This window comes from Dyella monticola, assembly GCF_003363155.1.
Taxonomy (GTDB): domain Bacteria; phylum Pseudomonadota; class Gammaproteobacteria; order Xanthomonadales; family Rhodanobacteraceae; genus Dyella_B; species Dyella_B monticola.
This window is the reverse complement of the sequence record NZ_QRBE01000020.1, coordinates 34,528-53,780: the sequence shown is the minus strand read 5'-3', so window position 1 is coordinate 53,780 and position 19,253 is coordinate 34,528. Positions and strand designations below refer to the sequence as shown.

The window sequence follows — 19,253 nt, the reverse complement described above, 5'->3', positions numbered from 1 at the left end:
GTCATAGCCGTAGCTGGTGGTGACACCGTCGGCATCGGTGATCGACGACACCGCCCCGTAGGGGGTGTAGCCGAAGGAGGTTTGCGCCCCGCCGACGGTGCGCGTGGATAGCCATCCGCGCGGGGTATAGGTGAGATCGGTGTTGATGCCGTTGGCGTCGGTGAGGCGCGTGATGCGGCCATCGGCGTCATAGGAGGCGATGGTGGTGACGTGGCCGGACGGATCGGTGACGGTGTGCAGGTCGCCGGCTTGGTAGCAGGCGGCACCGGGGGTGCCGCAGTTCGTGGCACTGCTGGCCATGTAATAGCTGTAGGTGGTGGTTTGCGTCACATCGGTGCGGGGGCCGGTGGCGGTCAGGAGCAAGCCGACAATCGGGCATTGCACGCTGTCGACGGTGGTGCAGTAGGTGTAGGTCGAGCGACGTACGCCGGCCGGCACCGTACCCGAGGCGCTGCAGCTGTAACCCGAGGCGGCACTATTGCTGGGATCGAGGTCGCAACGCGCTAACGTTTGGCCGGTGCTGTTGTAGACCCACTCCGTGTTGCTGATGGTGTTGCTGTTGGCGTCCTGCACCGCACGCGTCAGGGGGACGCGCAGTGTCGTGTTCCAGGTGAAGTTGGTCGTGCGTTGGCTGGTCGATCCCGATGCATCGATTTGTTGATCGAGCAGTCCACTGGCGTCATAGGCAGTCTTGGTGACATTGCCGTTGAAGTCGGTGGCTACAGCGGGATAACCGTTGGCATCCAATGTCTGCGATTGGTATTGCTGGTCACATTCAGTACCGCAGCGGGCACTCATGCTGTTGATGATCGCGACGCCTTGGGGAGCAATGAACGTCGCCGTGGCCTGCTGGCCAAGTGGATAGGTAACGATGGATGCGCTTCCGCTACTGGCGTAGCTGATCGTAAGCAGGCCGGCACCGCTGCCTTCCTGGGTGGAAGTCGCCCGGCCATCGGCCTGGTAGCCAAAGGTGTTATAGCGGGTACCGCTCTCATCGACGGTGCCCGTGAGCTTGCTTTGGTTGCTGCCGGCAGCGCTATAAGCCGACTCATCATAGAGGTACTGGCGCTGCTTGCTATCCGGGTAGGTGACGCTGATCAGGTTACCGGACGAATCATAGCCATAGCTCAGTACTCCACCGTCCGGCTCGGTCACCGATGCCAGGTTTAATTGGCTATTGTAACCGAAAGTCAAGCTGCGACCGTAGGCGTCGGTGACTTTCCACAGCAAACCGCCCGGTAACACCGAGCCCGTCGACGACTGTTGCGTGGCGCCATCGGTGTAAGTCAGCGTAAGGAGGGTGTGGGTGCCATCGCTGACCGAAAGCAATGAACCCATGGGCGAATACGTCTCGTACTGCCGCGTGTCTGTGACAAATAGGGTCCAGGACAACACATAGCCGCTACCGTCGTCCGCCTCCGTCAAAACGTTGCTGACATCCGAATCGCTTTGCCAAACTCCATTAACCTTGTTGAACGCCAACTCCTGTCCATTAGGACGTTGAACCGACACCTCTGTCGGCGAGCTCGGACGACCACTGGAGGCGTCAAACCCTGATGCCGTAAACGAAAGATTCCTGTCATAGGTCGTCAGCCAATGCACCCCATCATGACCACCACGCACATTGGGGTCGCTGTTGTAATAACGACTCAGTGCAAGGTCGCCCTGAGCGAAATCGTCTTGTTCTGTATAGGTGTCCCCGGTTGCCAGATTAATCGGATCACCACCCATGGACTTGATGGCCGTGTTAGTGCAAGTACAACCGAGACTATCTTGAGGGCTGTACTTGCCGCAGGACGCCGGCGGATTGGTCCCTGAACAGGGGACCATATATACGACACCAAACACTTGCTCCGTTACGTAGTCTGTTACCTGATACTGATTACGTGCGACCGACACGAAGATTATCGTGGGGTTCACATCCACAGCCGTGCTATTTGGGCTACCTTCTTCATCACAATATGCCCTGGCCACATAGTCCGGAGGCGGAAAGCTGCGATTGAAATATTCGATGGCGGATGGAATATTTGCCTCGCAGGCATGCAACGCTGCTGCGCGACTCGGGTAGACAGCGAACGGGTAAGGTGGTGTAACCGTTTGAGCCCGCACGGACACGCAGGAGACGGCGCACAACACGATGCACACCTTCAGCATCAAAGCGCGGATACGGCTCATTCCCTTTCTCCATCGATAGCGTTTTTCATTCCACTTTTCCCTTCCATCCGATCCGTGACGTTTGATCGACGACATACTGTCGTCAGTTCGTGCCGTTGTAGTTGTCAATGGTCTGCACCAGACGATTGAGCGCGTCGTAGCCCAGTTGGCGTTGGATGCTTAGGCCGTCGCTGCTCTGGATCAGGTTGCCGTTGGCGTCGTAGCTGCCAGCGGCACTGGCGTTGAACACGGTGCGATTCAATCCATCCACGACGGTGGTCAATTGGCCCAAGGTGTTGAAGGTGCGGGTGAGCTGTTTGTGCAGCGTGCCCGAGGCGTCGTAGACCTGTTCGGCGGTTTTATCGCCCGCCGCATCGAGCGTGTATTGGATGTAATTACCGAGGGCGTCGCTGATCTTCACCAGCCGATGGGCGGTGTCATAGCCGTAAGTGGTGGTGATGCCGTCGGCATCGGTGATGGACGACACCGCGCCGTAGGGGGTGTAGCCGAAGGCCGTTTGCGCCCCGCCGACGGTGCGCGTGGAAAGCCAGCCGCGCGGGGTATAGGTGAGATCGGTGTTGATGCCGTTGGCGTCGGTGAGGCGCGTGATGCGGCCATCGGCGTCGTAGGAGGCGATGGTGGTGACGTGGCCGGACGGATCGGTGACGGTGTGCAGGTCGCCGCCTTGGTAGCAGGCGGCGCCGGGTGTGCCGCAGTTCGTGGCACTGCTGGCCATGTAATAGCTGTAGGTGGTGGTTTGCGTGACATCGGTGCGCGGGCCAGTCACCGTCAGCAACAAGCCGACAATCGGGCATTGCACGGTGTCGATGGTGGTGCAGTAGGTGTAGGTCGAACGGCGCACGCCGGCTGGCACTGTGCCACCCACACTGCAGCTGTAACCGGAGGAGGCGCTGTTACTCGGATCGATGTCGCAACGTGCCAGTGTTTGGCCGGTGGTGTTATAGACCCATTGCGTATTGCTGACGGTGTTGCCGGAAGCGTCCTGGACCACACGCGTCAGGGGGACGCGCAGTGTCGTGTTCCAGGTGAAGTTCGTCGTGCGTTGGCTGGTCGACCCCGATGCATCGATCTGTTGGTCGAGCAGTCCATTGACGTCATAGGCAGTCTTGGTGACATTGCCGTTGAAGTCGGTGGCCGTTGCCGGATAGCCGTTGGCATCCAATGTCTGCAATTGGTATTGCTGGTCACATTCAGTACCGCAGCGTGCGCTCATCGTGCTGACAATAGCCGTGCCTTGCGGCGCAATAAAGGTAGCCGTGGCTTGTTGACCGAGTGGATAAGTGACGGTTGCAGCACTGCCATTGCTGGCGTAACTAATAGTGTGTAGATTCGCGCCGCTGCCTTCCTGAGTAGAGATAGCGCGGCCGTCCGCCTGATAACCAAATGTCGTGTAGCGCGTGTTGCTCTCGTCCACAATGCCGGTGAGCTTGCTTTGGTTACTGCCCGCCGCACTGTACGCGAGCTCGTCATAGAGATACTGACGCTCCTTGCCATCCGGGTATGTGACGCTAATTAAGTTTCCTGAACTGTCATAGCCGTACGTCAGCACCCCACCGTCGGGTTCCGTTACCGTCGTTAGGTTCTGCTGCCCGTCGTAACCGTAAGTCAGGCTACGACCATAAGCATCGATGACTTGCCAAAGCAAACCCACAGGCAATGCTGAACCGCTGGAGGAGAGCTGCGCTCCATTGGTGTAGGTCAGCGTAAGCACGACATGCGTGCCGTCGCTGACTGAAAGCAGCGCGCCCATGGGCGAATAGGTTTCGTATTGCCGCGTGGCGGCCACAAACAACGTCCAGGACAACACGTAGCCGCTGCTATTGTCCGTTTCCATGAGTACATTGCTGACGTCCGAATCGCCGTGCCAGACACCGCTAACCTTGTTGAAAGTCAACTCCTGACCATCCGGGCGCTGCACCGTCACCTGCGTTGGTGAACTTGGAAGGCCCGTGGGACCATTGAACCCAGACGATGTAAAGGAGAGACTTCGGTCGTACGTCGTCAGCCACTGCAGCCCATCATGCGCACCACGCACATTGGGATCACTATTGTAATAACGACTTAGCGACAGCTCACCCTGAGCGAAGTCGTCTTGTTCAGCGTTGGTGTTTCCCGTCGCCGCGTTGATAGGCTCACCGACGTTGGACGGATTGGCTGTTTTAGTGCAGCCGCAGCCCAGATTCTTGATTGGCGTGTAGTTGACGCATGGCGCAGACGTGGGGCGACCGGGAGTCGAGCAGTTGTAGGTGATGAAATACTCAACACCCTCTACACTTAATTGTAGATAGCTATTTGTCTGATAAATATTGCGCGCGGGCAGAAAAAAGACCGCGAAGCCGTTTACGGCCATCAGCAGATTGTTGTCAGCTACGGGACTCTCGGCACACCACTGCTCAACCGCCTGGTCAGGAGGAAGAAAGGAGTATTCGGTGTATTGCTGGACGCCCCATGGTAAATTTCCCTCGCAGGCGTGCCAGCCCGCAGCGCGACTTGAATAGGGACCGGGAGGATAAGGTGCCGATGTAGCTTGCGCATCAGCTGTTAAAATGACACCCAAACCCAGCACGCTGGTGCATAGCATCAACAGAACACGTCGAACAAAGCTCATTCCCTATCCCCTGTTACCAGCTGCATATTCAACTTCCCTATCAGTTCGTGCCGTTGTAGTTGTCGATCGTCTGCACCAGACGATTGAGCGCGTCGTAGCCCAGCTGGCATTGAATGCCTAAGCCGTCGCTGCTCTGGATCAGATTGCCGTTGGCGTCGTAGCTGGTGCTCGCGTTGGCATTGAAGACCGTGGTGTCCAGACCATCGACCACCGTGGTCGGCTTCCCGAGCATGTTCGAGGTGCGCGTGGGCTGCTTGTGCAGCGTGCCGCCGGTTTCGTAGCTGTAGGTACTTGTCACGCCATCCGGATCGATAACGGTTTGCGAGGCGCCGCAGGGCGTGTAACCGGTCGCCGTCCGTGCCCTCACCCACCTGCGAGCAATTTGTGCGCGCACATGGAAGCGCAGCCCTTGAGGGGCAGCGTGGCTCGGGCGAACAAGGGAGGCTCCAGCGAATGAACGCGGCGATATCGACTCAACGAAGTCCACTTTCGTTTCCCCTATCAAAAAATCTGCGTCAATGCGCCCTGTCATAGAGCAGCGTGCACATCGCCTTCACGCTGCCGTAAGGTTGCACAAGGTTTCGTGATGACTTTGTGATGGCTGCGGCCCGCTTGGTGAATGGAATCCAACGTCTCTACTCCTCACTTGCCCGCATGCTCAAATCAGATGTACACCCCTTGACGAATATCTGTTGACTCACGCGTTGCGGACGCCCGTCAGTGCTTCGGTGGTTGGCCCACATGTTCCGCGTAATATCCACCGCTTCCAGAACGCGGCTGAGTTGCGCGCTCAAATCGATAAAAAACTCACCGATCAACACGCGCGGCAATAGTAGAACGGCGTTGCTGTCACCCGGCGTGGATGCAGTACCCGCAAGTTGACCCATAAGCTGAAGCTTATCGCGGATCGTTTGCAGAGCTTCATAGCCGTTCTGGGACAGCAGATAGCCCGGCGGGTTGATCAGGTCATGCACGTTATTCATGGGCGTACTCCATGGCGTTAAGTCACGCCACGTATTGCACGTGGCGTGAAGGGCTGTTGCAGGAAAAATCCTGCATGTAAAAGCGGAAGGATCCGATTCCGTTTCTACGAAAGCCCTGAGTGGCCCGACGCCGCGCCGTAGGCGGGGCGGTGAAGCGGTGTAAATCTCGGCATGGTGGGAACACGCGGGTGCGTGCGTGCCGTATGATCGGGAGTAACCATGATCAACTCTCTCTCGCTTTAGTTGGTTGTGGCCAGCGGATCGTCTGAGCTGTTACTCCGGCGATCCGCGCTTCACTCATGTCGGGTGTGCCGTGTTCATCGAAGACGGATGGGCACACCCGACCACGCCACCATCGCACATCTGCGGCGTGCAAATCTGTGAGTGCAGGCGGATTTAGTTGTGACGGTAACGCTGATGCGTGCTTAAGGTCTCGCACGCGCCGCGCTATCGCGGATCGCGATAGCGCTCCAACGCATCGGCGAGTGTTTGCTTGAGCGGGCCGAGGTGCGCGGCGTAGTGCGTCCACTGGTCGATGCCATCTCGGAAGATGGGGCGGCGCACTTGTTCGGAACTGGCGGTGCGCACGCTGCGCTCGGTTTTGTGAAATTGCAGGCAACCGGGCTCAAATGGCAGGCCGCAGAAATCGAGAATGCGCCGCACGTTACCTTCCAGATCGTCCACGACGTCTTCGTGATGCACGCGCAGCACGCGACCGGGTAGCACGCGGTTCCAGTGCTGCATGAGATCAAGATAGGTGCGGTAGTAACGCGCGATGTCGTCGATGCTGTAGGTGAACTCCTGACCGGTGGCGAAGAGTTGTTTGAGGTTGCTGAAACAGCAGGCCATGGGTTCGCGGCGTGCGTCGATGATCTTCGCGTTCGGCAGCATCAGGTGAATCAATCCAAGGTGCCGGAAATTGTTCGGCATTTTGTCGATGAAATAGGGTTTGCCGCTGCGATAGATGCGCGTGTCGTGCAGGTATTTTTCACCGAGCGTGCGGAAGTCGTCCGGCTGCATGTCGGCCAGTACGCCCGGATAACGGGGATCGTCGAGATTGGGGTCGCGTCCTTGCAGGTCGAGCACGATGCGCGGGATGTCGGCCAGTTCCTGCGTACCTTCGACCTGCGAGTGGGAGGCGAGAATTTGTTCCAGCAGTGTGGAACCGGCGCGCGGCAGGCCGACGATGAAAATGGGGTCTGCGCTCGCGTCGCCCACGTCGGCGCGCTCTGCCATAAACGCGCGCGTGCAAATGTCGATTTGCCTGCGCGTATTGGTTTCGATGATCTCCGGGCGGTAGCGGCTCTCCGAACGCTTCAGCGCGTTGCCTTGTTCGTAGTAATGCCATGACTGGGCGTAATCGCCGCGATCTTCAAACGCCTTGCCGAGCGCGAAACACAGATGATAGCGATCGCCCAGCGATATGGCCGGCGATGCTTCTTCGGCCTGCATGCGGGCCACTTCATCGTCGGCGAAACGGTAGGTCTTGAGGTTGGCCAGGCTCCAGTAGGCGTCGCCGAAGTCGGGGCGTGCTGCAGTGGCGGCACGGTAGGCGTCAATGGCCTCGGCCTGCTTGCCCTGTGTCTTAAGCGAATGGGCCATCGACAAATGCACATCCGCCGCGCCGGGCAGTTCCTTCAGCAGCGCGCGGTACAGCGCAATGGCGCGATCGTGCTCGCCCAGGCCGACGCTGGCGCTGGCATACAAGGTGCGGTAATCAGGATGATGCGGATCGGCGGCCAGCAGTTGTTCGATCTGCTCGCAGGCGCGCTGGTACAGGTGTCGTTCGAACAACACGCAGGCATAGTCGTAACGCGCGGCGCGGTAGTCCGGCGCAATTTTCAGCACGGCGTCGAGCAGGATTTCGGCATCGTCGAGCACTTCGCGCGCCAGGCCGATACGCGCGAGCAGGCGCATGCCTTCCACATCGTTACCGACTTTCAGCAGATAGGGGCGGATGATCTGTTCGGCGGAATCGAATTCGCCATCGGAAAAATGACTAGTCGCTCGCACTACCTCCGGCGCGAGGCGGCCCAGCGTGGCCACGTGCGATGCGGCGGTGGCGGCGGTGGTGGCATCGCCGATCATGCGGTAGAGGCCTTGCAGCAGGTTCCAGCTGGAAGGCAACGCCGGGTTGAGGTTGACGGCGCGCAGCAACGCATCGATGGCGCGTGGCGCATCGCGCATCACTACATAGCAATGCCCGCGTTCCTCGTGCAGACGGCTGTACTGGGGGCGTTGCTGTTCCAATTGTGTCAGCGTTTTCAGTGCGGCGTCGATCTGCCCGAGATAGCGCTGGCTGCGGGCGATCACATACAGCACTTCGTAATGATCGGGCGCACTGACCAACAACGCTTCGGCCGCGTGCAGGGCATCCGCATACTGGCCCTCCGCTTGCAGTTGGCGTATGCGCCGGATGTCCTGCTCCGAGGCGTGGTTGGCGGAATCGGCTGCCACGGTATTCATGAGTGATCAACGACCTTAAAAAAGAGGGTGGGCACACGGCCCACCCTAAGTCTACGAGCCCGCCCGCGGAGTGGGCAGGTTAGAACTTGAAGCCGACCTTCAGGCCAAGCACGCGCGGACGGATCGGCACTTCGGATTCGATGAACTGGGCCGAGGAGGTGAACACGCTGGCGTGGTTGTTGGTGAGGTTGGTGCCGTACAGCGAAACGTCCCAGTTGTCCTTGGTGACGCCCACCGATGCGTCGACGGTGGTGTAGCCGGCCTGCAGGTAACGCAGCTCCACCGTGGTGATGTCGGTAACGCCAGCGCCACTCGGATAGGTGGCCGGCTGGTTGTACATCGAACCGGTGCGGTTGAAGCCGGCCTGGGCGAACGCCTTGAAGCCGCCGTTGAAGGTCCAGTCGTAACGCAAGCGCATGTTGTACTGCGAACGCGGCGAGAAGGCCGGCACACTGCCCACGGTGCCGAACGGATTGGCGAAGGACGAGACATCGCCCACGGCGCCGGTTTCGATAATGCAGGTGTTGTAGCCGGCCGAACCTGGAATATTGTTGATCAGGCACGGCGAGTTGGTCTGCTTGGCGTGGTTGAGCGAACCTGCACCAATCAGCGACAGACCATCGGTAAGCTTCGCCTGGAACTGCAGTTCGCCACCATCCACTTTGTAGTTGGGGCCGTTGACCGCGAAGGTCGTGTTGCCCAGCACCAGCGGGTTGAAGAACTGCATCTGCACGTTGTCCCAACGCATGTCGTAGAACGAACCGTTGAGCAGCAGGCGATCATCGAAGAAGGTGGTCTTGAAGCCGATTTCGTTGTTGGTGAGGGTATCGGGTGCGTAGTTGATCGGCTTCTGGTACTGCGCCTCGCCATCGAGCTTGGCCACGCCGGAGGTCGTGCGGTTGAAGCCGCCCGGACGGAAGCCCTGCGAGAAGGTGTAATACACCATCATGTCCGGCGTGATGTGCCACATCAGGTTCGCACGGCTCTTAAAGCCGTGGTACGACTGGTGGTAGTTCATCACCGTGTCGTCGCCCACGTAGGTACCGTTGGGGACATTCACCATGTTGCCTTCGGTGTAGAACTCGGTACCCGTTTCCCATTCGGAGTAATGGTAATAACGCGTACCGGCGGTGGCGGTCAGCACATCCGGGATGATGTCATAGGACATCGACGCAAACGCCGCTTCCTGCTTGTAGCCGCGCTCGGCGTTCTCGCCGAAGGCGGTGTTGTCGGCAAGATTGACGCCCGGCGAGGACTGCGCATTGGCCACGCAGGGATAACCCCCGGCGAGTGCGCTGGCAAGATTTTCCGGCGTACACGACGGAATGGTCTTGTAGTCGAAGCGCATGTGGTCGTCGATGTTGAAGTCTTCGTAATACAGACCGCCGATGACGCGGAAGCGATAGTCTTCCGGCGTACTCAGGCGCAGCTCGTGGCTCTGGTGCGTGCTGGCCACGGTGTCGTTCCAGTAACCCACCGGCGAATAGCAGATCGGCTTGCCCGCGCTGGACAGGCCTGCCGAGGTGCCGGTGCACTGGTAATACATGCCACCGGCGCTGCGCGAGTAGCCGGTGTAATCCTGCTGCTCGCTGACGTGGCGCGTGGTGTAGCCACCGGTGTAGACCAGCGACAGGTCGCCGATCTGGCCGTTCAAGGTCCAGGCGCTGTTGGCGGAGTGATCGTTGTTCCACGCCGGCACGAAGGAGGTGATCTGATTGGTGCCGAGCGTCTGGCCGTCGATGCCAATGGGGTAGGTCGAGGATTGGCCCTTGGCGTCCAGATCCTGGTAGCTCTCGGCGATCAGGAAATTCCAGTCGTCGTTGATCTTCCACAACCCGGACAGGCGCGCACCCTGCGTATCGACCGGATTCCAGTTGTTCTGCGCCACGCTGTAGTTGTTGGCGACCGGCGTCGCGCCAGCGGCCACGTACGGCGCCATCGCACCGCCGCCGTCGGTCGGCTGACGGGTATAGGTGCTCGGCACGTTGTCGATATAACCGCCATCGTGCTCGTTGTAGATCACGCCGCGCACGGCGAACGTACCCGGGATGATCGGCAGGTTGATCATCGCGTTGGCCGAATTGTTCGGCGCGCCACCGTCGGTGACGCTGGTGCTGGCTTCGGCGCTGCCGCTGACCTTCTCCAGATTCGGCTTGTTGGTGATGTAGCGGATCGCACCCGCTTCGGCGCCACCGCCGAACAGCGTGCCCTGCGGGCCTTCAAGCACTTCCACGCGCTCCATGTCGACCATGTAGACATCGAGGTTGCGCGCCGGGAACTGCATGGACTGATCGTCCAGATAGACGGCCACGTTCGGGAACGGCGCGATGGTCGCGCTGGACTGGTTGCCCAGGAAGCCAGTGCTCAGCCCGCGCATGTAGATGTTGCCCTGGCCCGGGCCGTTCGCGGCGAAGGTCACGTTGGGCAGGTATTTGATCAGGTCGTCGAACGACACAATGTTCAACTGCTGCAGCGTGTTGCCGGTGAATGCCTGCAGGGTGATCGGTACGTCTTGCATGTCTTCGGCGGTGTGCTGCGCCGTCACCGTGACGATACCGAGCGTTGCCGCGTTGGATGCGTTCGCCGGTTGCGTTGCCGCTGCAGGTTGCGTAGCCGGCGCAGGCGGGGTGGTGGTGGTGTCCGCGTAGGCGTAATTCACCGCGAGCGCGGCCAACACCGCGCAGGTGATTGGATTGATCTTCAAGATGCTATCCCCAAAGGTTGTAGTCGCCGGACGGCGCCGGCATGAATGCCTGGTACTGCGACCCTTGAAAGGCTAGACAACCGCGATGAAACGCTTATGACGTGGCCTAGCTAAGTTGGATAGCTGTCTATACGTGTTATCGATTGCTTTGTTCGTCGCCGATTATGTATGTGGCAGTGCGATGTATTTTGGACGTATGAACGATGACATGCGCGCACGAAATTGCGGTGCGCAGCGATTTGCATCGCGTGATTGCGCAACGTATACGCATGCAAATAAAACGATTAAAACTTTTGAGGTTGGATTGCTTCAACGCTTGTCACAGGCGACGAAAAATGCGCTGTGCCCTGCCCTTCCCCTGCAAAGCGGGGGAGGGTCGGGAGGGGTGATGCTCCTGCTTCGGGTGACGGCTTGACCCCACCTCAGCCCTCCCCTGCTGCACGCAAGGGAGGAAACGTGGTTAAAACGCCCACTGCCCCTTCACCCACACATTGCGCACAATCGGCAAACCACCCACATCGCGCATGCGTACCACATCCGCGCGCATACCCGCCTTGAGCGCACCACGATCATCGAAGCCCAGCGCCTTCGCAGGATTGCGGCTCACCGTCGCCATCGCCTTGGGCATCGACCAACCGGCGTGCTGGTGCAGCATGAAGGCGCCATGCAGCAAGCTCGCCGGCACGTAGTCGGACGACAGCATGTCCAGGCGATCCGTGCGCGCCAGCTCCAGTGCGGCGACGTTGCCCGAGTGCGAGCCGCCGCGCACGACGTTGGGTGCGCCCATCACGGTGCTGAGTCCACGCGCGTGCGCGGCATCGGCCGCTTCCTGCGTCGTGGGAAATTCCGAAATCGTCACGCCGATGCTCCGCGCGTGATCCACTTGCTGCGCGTCGGTATCGTCATGACTGGCCAGCACCATGTCGCGACCGTGGATCATCGCCAGCACCGCGTTTTCGTGCCTGGTGCTGTAGTGAGCCTGTTGCTCGGTACGGCGCTTCACGACCTCGGTGAATTCGTCTTCCGTCCAGGTCATGTGGTTCTTACTGTAGTACTTGCGGTATTGCTCGATGTCGCGGTACTGGCGCTGGCCTGGCGTGTGATCCATCAGCGAGATGAGCCGCACGCTGCGGTGATGCATCAGGGGTTCCAAGGTTTCGAGCAAACGCGGATACGCCAGTTCGCAACGCAAGTGAATCCAGTGATCCGCACGCAATGCGCCGGTGGCTTGGCCTTCGAGAATCGCGTCATAGGTGCTGCGCAAGGTATCGATGCGCACGCTTTCTTCTTCCACGTCGCCCACCGACAGCGCGTCGAACACGGTGGTAATGCCGGCGGCAACGACCTGCGCATCGTGCGTAAGCACTGCCGGGATCGCGGGCCACAGCACGCCGGCGCGGGGCATCAGGTGCTTTTCCAGATTATCGGTGTGCAGCTCGATAAGGCCGGGAATGATGTAATCGCCCTCGCAATCGATGGCGTTCGGCGCCCGGGTCGATCCCTCATCCACCTGTCGGATCACGCCATCGCCCACGATAAGGGTGCCGTGGATGACGCCATCGTCGAGCACGATGCGGGCGTTGGTCAAAACTAAATCGTTCATGGTCATCTCGACGGCAAAGGTGGAAGAGGTGAAACAGAATCAGGCCGCTTCGAGCGCTTGCATCGGAAACAGCCGCGTGGCGACGCGATCGCGCATGTCTTCATCGTGGAAGATACCGAGCACCGCCGAGCCGTCGGCGCGCGCTTCGGCCAGCAGCTGCGCCACGACGTTGCGGTTTTCGACATCCAGCGATGCCGTGGGTTCATCCAGCAGCAGGATCGGGCGTCGCGCGATCAGGCCGCGCGCGATATTGACGCGCTGCTGCTCGCCGCCGGAGAAGGTGCTGGGCGGCAGCGCCCACAAGCGCTCCGGTACATTCAGCCGGCGCAGCAAGTCGCCGGCGCGACGGCGTGCCTCGGGCTCGTCCACGCCCATCTGCAGCAGCGGTTCGGCCACGATATCCAGCGCCGGCACGCGCGGAATCACGCGCAGAAACTGGCTGACATAAGCCAGCGTGCGGCGGCGCACCTCCAGCACTTCGTGCGGCGTCGCTTTGGCAAGATCGATCCAGCGCTCGTCGTGGCGCACATGCACGGCGCCGAAGCTCGGGCGGTAATTGGCATAGATCACGCGTAGCAGCGTGCTTTTGCCGGCGCCGGATGGGCCGGACAACACCACGCATTCGCCCGCATGCAAGCGCAGATCGATGCCACGCAACACGTTGAGGCGCGCACCATGCTGGTGGTGCAATTCAAACGACTTGCTAAGGTCGCGCAGTTCGAGCATCAAGGCGGCGGTCATGTCGTCAGTACCGAAGAAACGAGCAATTGCGTGTACGGGTGTTGCGGGTCGTCGAGTATTTGGTCGGTGAGTCCGGTTTCGACCACACGCCCGCCCTGCATCACGAGTGTGCGCGCGGCAAGCAGGCGCGCCACGGCCAGATCATGCGTCACCATCACGGCGGCAAGGCCCAATTCGTTCACCAGCCTGCGCAGCAGATCCAGAATGCGCGCCTGCACGGAGACATCCAAGCCGGCCGTCGGCTCGTCCATGAACACCAGTCGCGGCTGGGTCACCAGCGTGCGTGCAATTTGCAGACGCTGCTGCATGCCGCCGGAAAAACTGGTCGGCGCATCGTCGATGCGGGAGGGATCGATCTCTACGCGCTCCAACCAACCGCGCGCGATGGCGCGCAGCTGGCTGTAGTTGCGCATGCCCAACGCCATCAGGCGCTCGGCGACATTCGCGCCGGCACTCACGTTGAGACGCAAGCCGTCGCGCGGATTCTGCGTGACGAAGCCCCACTCCTCGCGCGCCAGCCGCCGACGGTCTGCCTCGCTCAACGCTGCAAGATCCAGCCAGCCGCCATTGCGCTGGCGATAGCGCACCGAGCCAGCAGTTGGCGATAGCTGCGCGGCCACCGTATTGAGCAAAGTGGATTTGCCGGAACCCGATTCGCCCACGATGCATAGCAATTCGCCGGGATGCAGCTCGAAGCTCACGTCCTCGCAACCGATGCGCGGCCCGTAATGGCGGCTCACCCCGCGCACCTGCAAGAGGGCACTCATGCCTGCGCCTCCGCACGGCGACCGCTGCAGAAATCCGTGTCCGAGCACACGAACATGCGCGTGCCGCGATCGTCCACGATCACTTCGTCCAGATAACTTTCACCGGAGCCGCACAGTTCGCACTGATGCTCCCAGCGCTGAATCTCGAACGGGTGATCGTCGAAAGCCAGGCTCTCCACGTGCGTGTAAGGCGGAATCGCGTAAAGGCGTTTCTCGCGTCCTGCGCCAAACAGCATCAAGGCAGGCGAGCGATCGAGCTTGGGGTTGTCGAATTTCGGAATCGGCGAAGGCGAGGTCAGAAAACGTCCATCGACCAGCACCGGGTAGTCGTAGCTGGTGGCGATGTGGCCGTATTGGGCAATGTCTTCATACAACTTCACGTGCATCAATCCGTAATCGGCCAGGGCGTGCAAGGTGCGCGTCTCGGCTTCGCGAGGTTCCAGCGTGCGCAGCGGTTCGGGCTCGGGGACCTGGAACACAAGAATCTGATCTTCGCGTAGCGATGTTTCAGGAATGCGGTGACGTGTCTGGATCAGCGTGGCCTCGGCGGTGTGTTCCGTCGTGGCGACCGCCGCAACGCGGCTGAAGAAGCGGCGGATATTCACGGCGTTGGTGGTGTCGTCCGCGCCCTGATCGATCACCTTCAATACGTCGTCAGGACCCAGCAACGCGGCCGTAACCTGGATACCGCCGGTACCCCAGCCGTACGGCAAGGGCATTTCGCGGCTGCCGAACGGCACCTGGTAACCGGGAATCGCCACGGCTTTCAGCAGTGCACGGCGCAGCATGCGTTTGGTGTCTTCATCGAGGAACGCGAAGTTGTACGTCATGCTGTCGGCACCTCGAACGACTCCCGCCCCTGTTGCACAGGGGAGGGGGTAGCGTGCTGCGCCGCGAGTGTTCGCAACAGCGACAATTCCGCCTGGAAATCCACGTAATGCGGTAACTTCAAATGCTGCACGAAACCCGACGCTTCCACGTTGTCCGAATGCGACAGCACAAACTCCTGGTCCTGCGCGGGCGCATCGTCCGGCTCGGCCAGTTCATCGCAACGCAAGGCGCGATCGACCAGGGCCATCGACATCGCCTTGCGCTCGCCTTCGCCCATGCTCAGCCCATAACCGCGCGTGAATTGCGGCGGCACGCCGTTGCCGCCGTGAAACTGATTGATCATCTGGCATTCGGTCAGCACGATCGAACCGATCTCGATCGCGAAGCCCAGTTCTTCCGGACAGACCCGCACATCCACTTCGCCCATGCGGATTTCGCCGGCAAACGGATGGCTCTCGGCATAACCGCGCTGCGTGGAGTACGCCATGCTCAGCAGAAAACCTTCGTCGCCGCGCGACAGGTTCTGCAAACGCGTGGCGCGGTCGGCGGGAAAGGTCAGCGGTTCGCGGGTGAGGTCGACCGGCTCCGGATCGCTGCCCGGCTCGATGCGTTCGATCAACGCTTCGGCATCCAACAGATCGAGTACACGCGGCATGTCTGGCGGCAGTGGTGCATCGGCGGGCGTGACGCTGGCGACCGGCGCATGCTCGAAATCCAGCAGACGCTGCGTGTAGTCGTACGTGGGGCCCAATACCTGGCCGCCCGGAATATCCTTGAAGGTACCCGAGACGCGCCGGCGCACGCGCATAGCCGCCGTATTCAATGGCAACGTGTAGCCAAAACGCGGCAACGTCGTGCGATAGGCGCGCAGCAGGAAAATCGCCTCCAGCATGTCGCCGGCGGCCTGGCGGATGGCCAGCGCGGAAAGGTTTTCGTCGTACAGCGACCCTTCCTGCATCACGCGTGCGACACCCAGGCGCAGCTGTTCGCGGATCTGCGCAAGCTCCAGTTCCGGCACGGCGGTGTCGCCGCGCTGCGCCTGGGCCAGCAATTCCAGCGACCGCGCGATCGCCTGTTCACCGCCTTTTACGGCTACGTACATTCAGCCCTCCAGCAGGCGCGTCGTGCGCGGCAAGGCAAGCACGTGCTGCCCGGCAACGAAAAACAGATCGATACCGAGCGGCAATTGCGCGGCGAGTGCGGCACGTTGGTGCCAGAAATCGGCAGGCAATCCGTCGATGGCAACGGTTTGGGTATCGCGGATGCCAGGGCCAACAAACGTGCCCCCTCCCCTGCTCGCACAGATGTCCGCCCCCGCGAACGTGCTCCCTCCCCTGCTTGCAGGGGGGGGCTGGGGTGGGGTTGCACCATCTTGCGCTGAGGCAAGCACATGCACCCCCCTCCCAGCCTCCGCCTGCACACAGGGTAAGGAGTGAATCGCAGTGGCTTGAACGATCACGCTCGCAGACCGATCCGGATAACGCGGAGCGCCCAACGCGAAGGCCTCCAACGGCGGCATCGACATGGGATCGGTAATCAGCGCGAAATCCGCCTGCTGTGGCTGTTCCACCAACTTCAAGCCAGCATGAAAACGCACATGGTGAACCGCTTCGTCCTCCGGCTGCTGCAACCACACAGAGGTCGTTGCATCGCACAGCGTCAACACAATCGCCATCGCGGCCGGCGCAATCGGCGCCGGCGAGGGTGGCAGAACCGGCAACGCACGCGGCGCAGCCGGGCGCGCCATGGCTTGCAGCAAGGCGCGGAAGGTGCGCTGGCTGTCGAAAACCGGATCGGCAAAGGCGGCCAGCATCATTCGCCCCGCACCACGGTAAAAAATTCCACCTTGCTTGCGGCCGCCTTGCGACTCGCTTCATCGCGGCGACGGTCCAGCGCGCGGCGCAGTGGTTCGATCACGTGCAAGTGCAGCTCGCCGTGCGTGTGGGCGGCCTGCAGCATCGCATCGGCGAGCGCGGCCAATTCCGCATGGCGCGTATTGCTGCCGCGCACCCACGCATGGCCGATATGTCCGCCGGCCTGCACGCTGCAGCGCGTGACGGTGATCTCGCCGAAATTGAACTGCGGCCCAGTGCCCCCGACCCGGCCGCGCAACATGTACAGGCCCGTCTGCGCCGGACGCAGCCAGGCGGTGTCGGCGGGCGGCGCAAAGGCGTCCATCGCCTGCGAGAGCTCGGCCGGATCGGCCTGCGCCAACAGCGACATCCAGTCGGCGCGTGCCAAGTAGGGGGAGGTGTCCATCGGTGTTCCTAGGCTTGTCACAAATGTCTAGTTATCTAGACAGGCTGGGGCGCCCCGAAAGCGCTCTCCGTGGACCATTGCAGCAGCCCAGCGTGCCGCTGCCATGACGACGAATAGACAGGTTGAGGACGTGGTATGAGCGAAATCGAACGCGGGCGTGGCGTGGCGCTGTGGAGCCAGATCAGCGGCATCCTGGCGGCGGAGATTGTCAAAGGACAACCGCGCCAGGGCGAGCAGCTGCCATCGGCGCAGGCGCTGGCCGAGCGGTTCAACGTCAACCGGCATACGGTGCGACGCGCTATCGCCGCACTGGAGGAGCGCAACCTGGTTCGCACCGAACAGGGGCGCGGCACGTTCGTGCAAGAGCAAACGATGGATTACGTCATCAGCCGGCGCACGCGCTTCACGCAGAACATGCGCAATCTCAATGTCGAAGCCGATATGGAATTTGTGGAAGAGGCGCGCGAAATTCCGCCGCCGAAAATTGCCCAGGCATTGGGCCTTGATCGCCATGAATATGCCTATCGCATCGAAACGCTGGATCGCGCCGACGGCCATATCGTCGACTACAGCACCGCGTATTTTCCAGCTGCGCGCTTTCCCGAATTTCCCGCCGTGTATCGCAGGCTGCGATCGGTGACCCGCTCGCTGGCCGAGTTCGGTGTGGCCGACTACGAACGCAAACACACCCGCGTGTCCGCGCGTCTGCCCGATGCCGTCACCGCACGCCTGATGAAACAACCGGCCAATCGCCCCGTGCTTTACGTGCAATCGATCAATGCCGACACGCGCGGCGTGCCGGTGCAATATGGCATAACGCGTTTCTCTGGCGATTGGGTGCAACTTGTGCTGATGGCGGACCATTAATGCGTTATGCCGTGTATTTCTGCCCTGCCCAAGGCAGTGCGCTGGATGTTTTGGGACGCGCATGGTTATCGGCCGGACACCTGCCCGGTGTAGCAGCGGACCGTTTGCGCGCGTTGACGGTCCCCGTGCGCCGCTACGGGTGGCATGCCACGCTTTGCGCGCCGTTTGTGTTGGCCGAAGCGGCAAGCTATGACGATCTGCGCCGGGATGTCGCCGATATCGCGCAGCACGCGCGCGTTATCGAACTTCCCTTGCAGCTGGATCGGCTCGCACATTTTCTGGCGTTGCGACCGTCCGTCGATGAAGCGAGCATCAGGGCATTGTCAGAACGTTGCGTGCGCCGCCTGAATGCGCTGCGCGCAGCGAACACCGAGGCGGCATGGCAGCGGCGTGCAGCGCATCTGGACGACGTGGAGACCGCTTTGTTTCGCGAATTCGGCTATCCGTACGTGCTGGATCGGTATCGCTTCCACATGACCGTGTCCGCGCCCGCCAGCGAAGAGGAAGAGCGAGCGCTGCGCGATTGGTTTCATGCCAGGGTGGAAAGCCCCTTGATCGCACGTATCGACGCATTCACCCTCTGCCGCGAAAACGCACCCGGTGAAGCGTTCCAGCCGATCGATTGGATTCCATTTGGCGCAGGACACGCGACATGAACGCAGGATGCCTGTATTACGTGATGGGCCCCTCCGGTGTGGGCAAGGACAGCGTGCTGGCGTGGGTGCGCGAACACGGTGTGCCACATGGCGTGCTGTGCGCGCATCGCTACATCACTCGACCGGCGCACGCCGGCGGCGAAAATCATGTGGCACTTAGCGAAGCGGAGTTTCACTCGCGCGAACAGCGCGGCTTGTTCGCACTGACGTGGGCAGCGCACGGCTTGCACTACGGTATCGGCAACGAAGTGGCGCACTGGCTGGTGCGTGGCGCCGATGTACTGGTGAATGGATCGCGTACTGCATTTGCGCTGGCGTGCGAACGGTTTCCCGATGTGCGACCGGTGTTGATTACCGCGAGTGCGCAAACCATCGCAAACCGTCTTGCGATACGTGGCCGCGAATCGGAAGCGGAGATCGCTGCGCGGATTGCGCGCTTGAATGCCTATCCGATGCCGCACGACAGCATCGTGATCCATAACGATGGCTGTCTTGCGGAGGCGGGTTCAAGCTTATTACAGGCCATCCGGCCTGGTTATCACTAGAGCGGTTGCCTTCTTCGTAAGGCCCTCTCTTGCCTAGCCGTCATTCCG

At 61.0% G+C, this 19,253-nt stretch carries 16 protein-coding genes; 3 read left to right on the top strand and 13 right to left on the bottom strand.

The window, feature by feature from the left end:
- The 13 genes from DWU98_RS20640 to phnG form a co-directional block, all read right to left on the bottom strand.
- The coding region (locus DWU98_RS20640; protein WP_196239555.1) for an RHS repeat domain-containing protein at positions 1-1,731 on the bottom strand (1,731 nt) is incomplete at its 3' end.
- Between the two features lie 526 nt (positions 1,732-2,257).
- Positions 2,258-4,525, bottom strand: coding sequence for an RHS repeat protein (locus DWU98_RS20635; RefSeq protein WP_158545143.1), 2,268 nt, complete (start codon positions 4,523-4,525; stop codon positions 2,258-2,260).
- Positions 4,526-4,823: 298 nt separating this feature from the next.
- The gene (locus DWU98_RS20630) at positions 4,824-5,150 is read right to left on the bottom strand and encodes an RHS repeat domain-containing protein (RefSeq protein WP_158545142.1); all 327 of its coding nucleotides are present in this window, start codon (positions 5,148-5,150) and stop codon (positions 4,824-4,826) included.
- A 268-nt stretch (positions 5,151-5,418) separates the two neighbouring features.
- Positions 5,419-5,766: an XAC0095 family protein gene (locus DWU98_RS20625; protein ID WP_115497475.1), complete on the bottom strand. Its 348-nt coding sequence runs from the start codon at positions 5,764-5,766 to the stop codon at positions 5,419-5,421.
- A gap of 447 nt (positions 5,767-6,213) precedes the next feature.
- Complete coding sequence (locus tag DWU98_RS20620; protein WP_115497474.1) at positions 6,214-8,232, bottom strand: tetratricopeptide repeat-containing sulfotransferase family protein; 2,019 nt, start codon at positions 8,230-8,232, stop codon at positions 6,214-6,216.
- 79 nt (positions 8,233-8,311) lie between these two features.
- The gene (locus DWU98_RS20615; RefSeq protein WP_115497473.1) at positions 8,312-10,936 is read right to left on the bottom strand and encodes a TonB-dependent receptor; all 2,625 of its coding nucleotides are present in this window, start codon (positions 10,934-10,936) and stop codon (positions 8,312-8,314) included.
- 460 nt (positions 10,937-11,396) lie between these two features.
- Positions 11,397-12,539 (bottom strand): alpha-D-ribose 1-methylphosphonate 5-triphosphate diphosphatase, encoded by a 1,143-nt coding sequence (locus tag DWU98_RS20610; RefSeq protein ID WP_115497479.1) that lies wholly within the window; start codon positions 12,537-12,539, stop codon positions 11,397-11,399.
- Between the two features lie 39 nt (positions 12,540-12,578).
- Positions 12,579-13,280 carry a phosphonate C-P lyase system protein PhnL gene (gene phnL / locus DWU98_RS20605; protein ID WP_115497472.1) on the bottom strand — a complete coding sequence of 234 codons (702 nt, stop codon included), beginning with the start codon at positions 13,278-13,280 and terminating at the stop codon, positions 12,579-12,581.
- Positions 13,277-14,047, bottom strand: coding sequence for a phosphonate C-P lyase system protein PhnK (gene phnK, locus DWU98_RS20600; RefSeq protein WP_115497471.1), 771 nt, complete (start codon positions 14,045-14,047; stop codon positions 13,277-13,279). Before phnK ends, phnL begins: the two co-directional genes overlap by 4 nt.
- The gene (locus DWU98_RS20595) at positions 14,044-14,877 is read right to left on the bottom strand and encodes an alpha-D-ribose 1-methylphosphonate 5-phosphate C-P-lyase PhnJ (RefSeq protein ID WP_115497470.1); all 834 of its coding nucleotides are present in this window, start codon (positions 14,875-14,877) and stop codon (positions 14,044-14,046) included. The genes phnK and DWU98_RS20595 overlap by 4 nt, the downstream gene beginning before the upstream one ends.
- Positions 14,874-15,980 (bottom strand): carbon-phosphorus lyase complex subunit, encoded by a 1,107-nt coding sequence (locus DWU98_RS20590; protein ID WP_115497469.1) that lies wholly within the window; start codon positions 15,978-15,980, stop codon positions 14,874-14,876. The genes DWU98_RS20595 and DWU98_RS20590 overlap by 4 nt, the downstream gene beginning before the upstream one ends.
- Positions 15,981-16,694: a phosphonate C-P lyase system protein PhnH gene (gene phnH, locus DWU98_RS20585; RefSeq protein ID WP_115497468.1), complete on the bottom strand. Its 714-nt coding sequence runs from the start codon at positions 16,692-16,694 to the stop codon at positions 15,981-15,983.
- Entirely contained in the window at positions 16,691-17,137 is a 447-nt protein-coding gene (gene phnG / locus DWU98_RS20580) for a phosphonate C-P lyase system protein PhnG (protein ID WP_115497467.1), read from the bottom strand. Before phnG ends, phnH begins: the two co-directional genes overlap by 4 nt.
- A 135-nt stretch (positions 17,138-17,272) precedes the next feature.
- Here phnG and phnF point away from each other — a divergent pair, with 135 nt between their 5' ends.
- Genes phnF through phnN form a run of 3 tightly spaced genes read left to right on the top strand, consistent with a single transcriptional unit; the run spans position 17,273 to position 19,205 of the window.
- Complete coding sequence (gene phnF, locus DWU98_RS20575) at positions 17,273-18,004, top strand: phosphonate metabolism transcriptional regulator PhnF (RefSeq protein ID WP_115497466.1); 732 nt, start codon at positions 17,273-17,275, stop codon at positions 18,002-18,004.
- Positions 18,004-18,660: a DUF1045 domain-containing protein gene (locus tag DWU98_RS20570; protein ID WP_115497465.1), complete on the top strand. Its 657-nt coding sequence runs from the start codon at positions 18,004-18,006 to the stop codon at positions 18,658-18,660. The genes phnF and DWU98_RS20570 overlap by 1 nt, the downstream gene beginning before the upstream one ends.
- On the top strand, positions 18,657-19,205 hold the full coding sequence (gene phnN, locus DWU98_RS20565) for a phosphonate metabolism protein/1,5-bisphosphokinase (PRPP-forming) PhnN (RefSeq protein ID WP_115497464.1): 549 nt from the start codon (positions 18,657-18,659) through the stop codon (positions 19,203-19,205). The genes DWU98_RS20570 and phnN overlap by 4 nt, the downstream gene beginning before the upstream one ends.
- Positions 19,206-19,253: the final 48 nt, after the last annotated feature.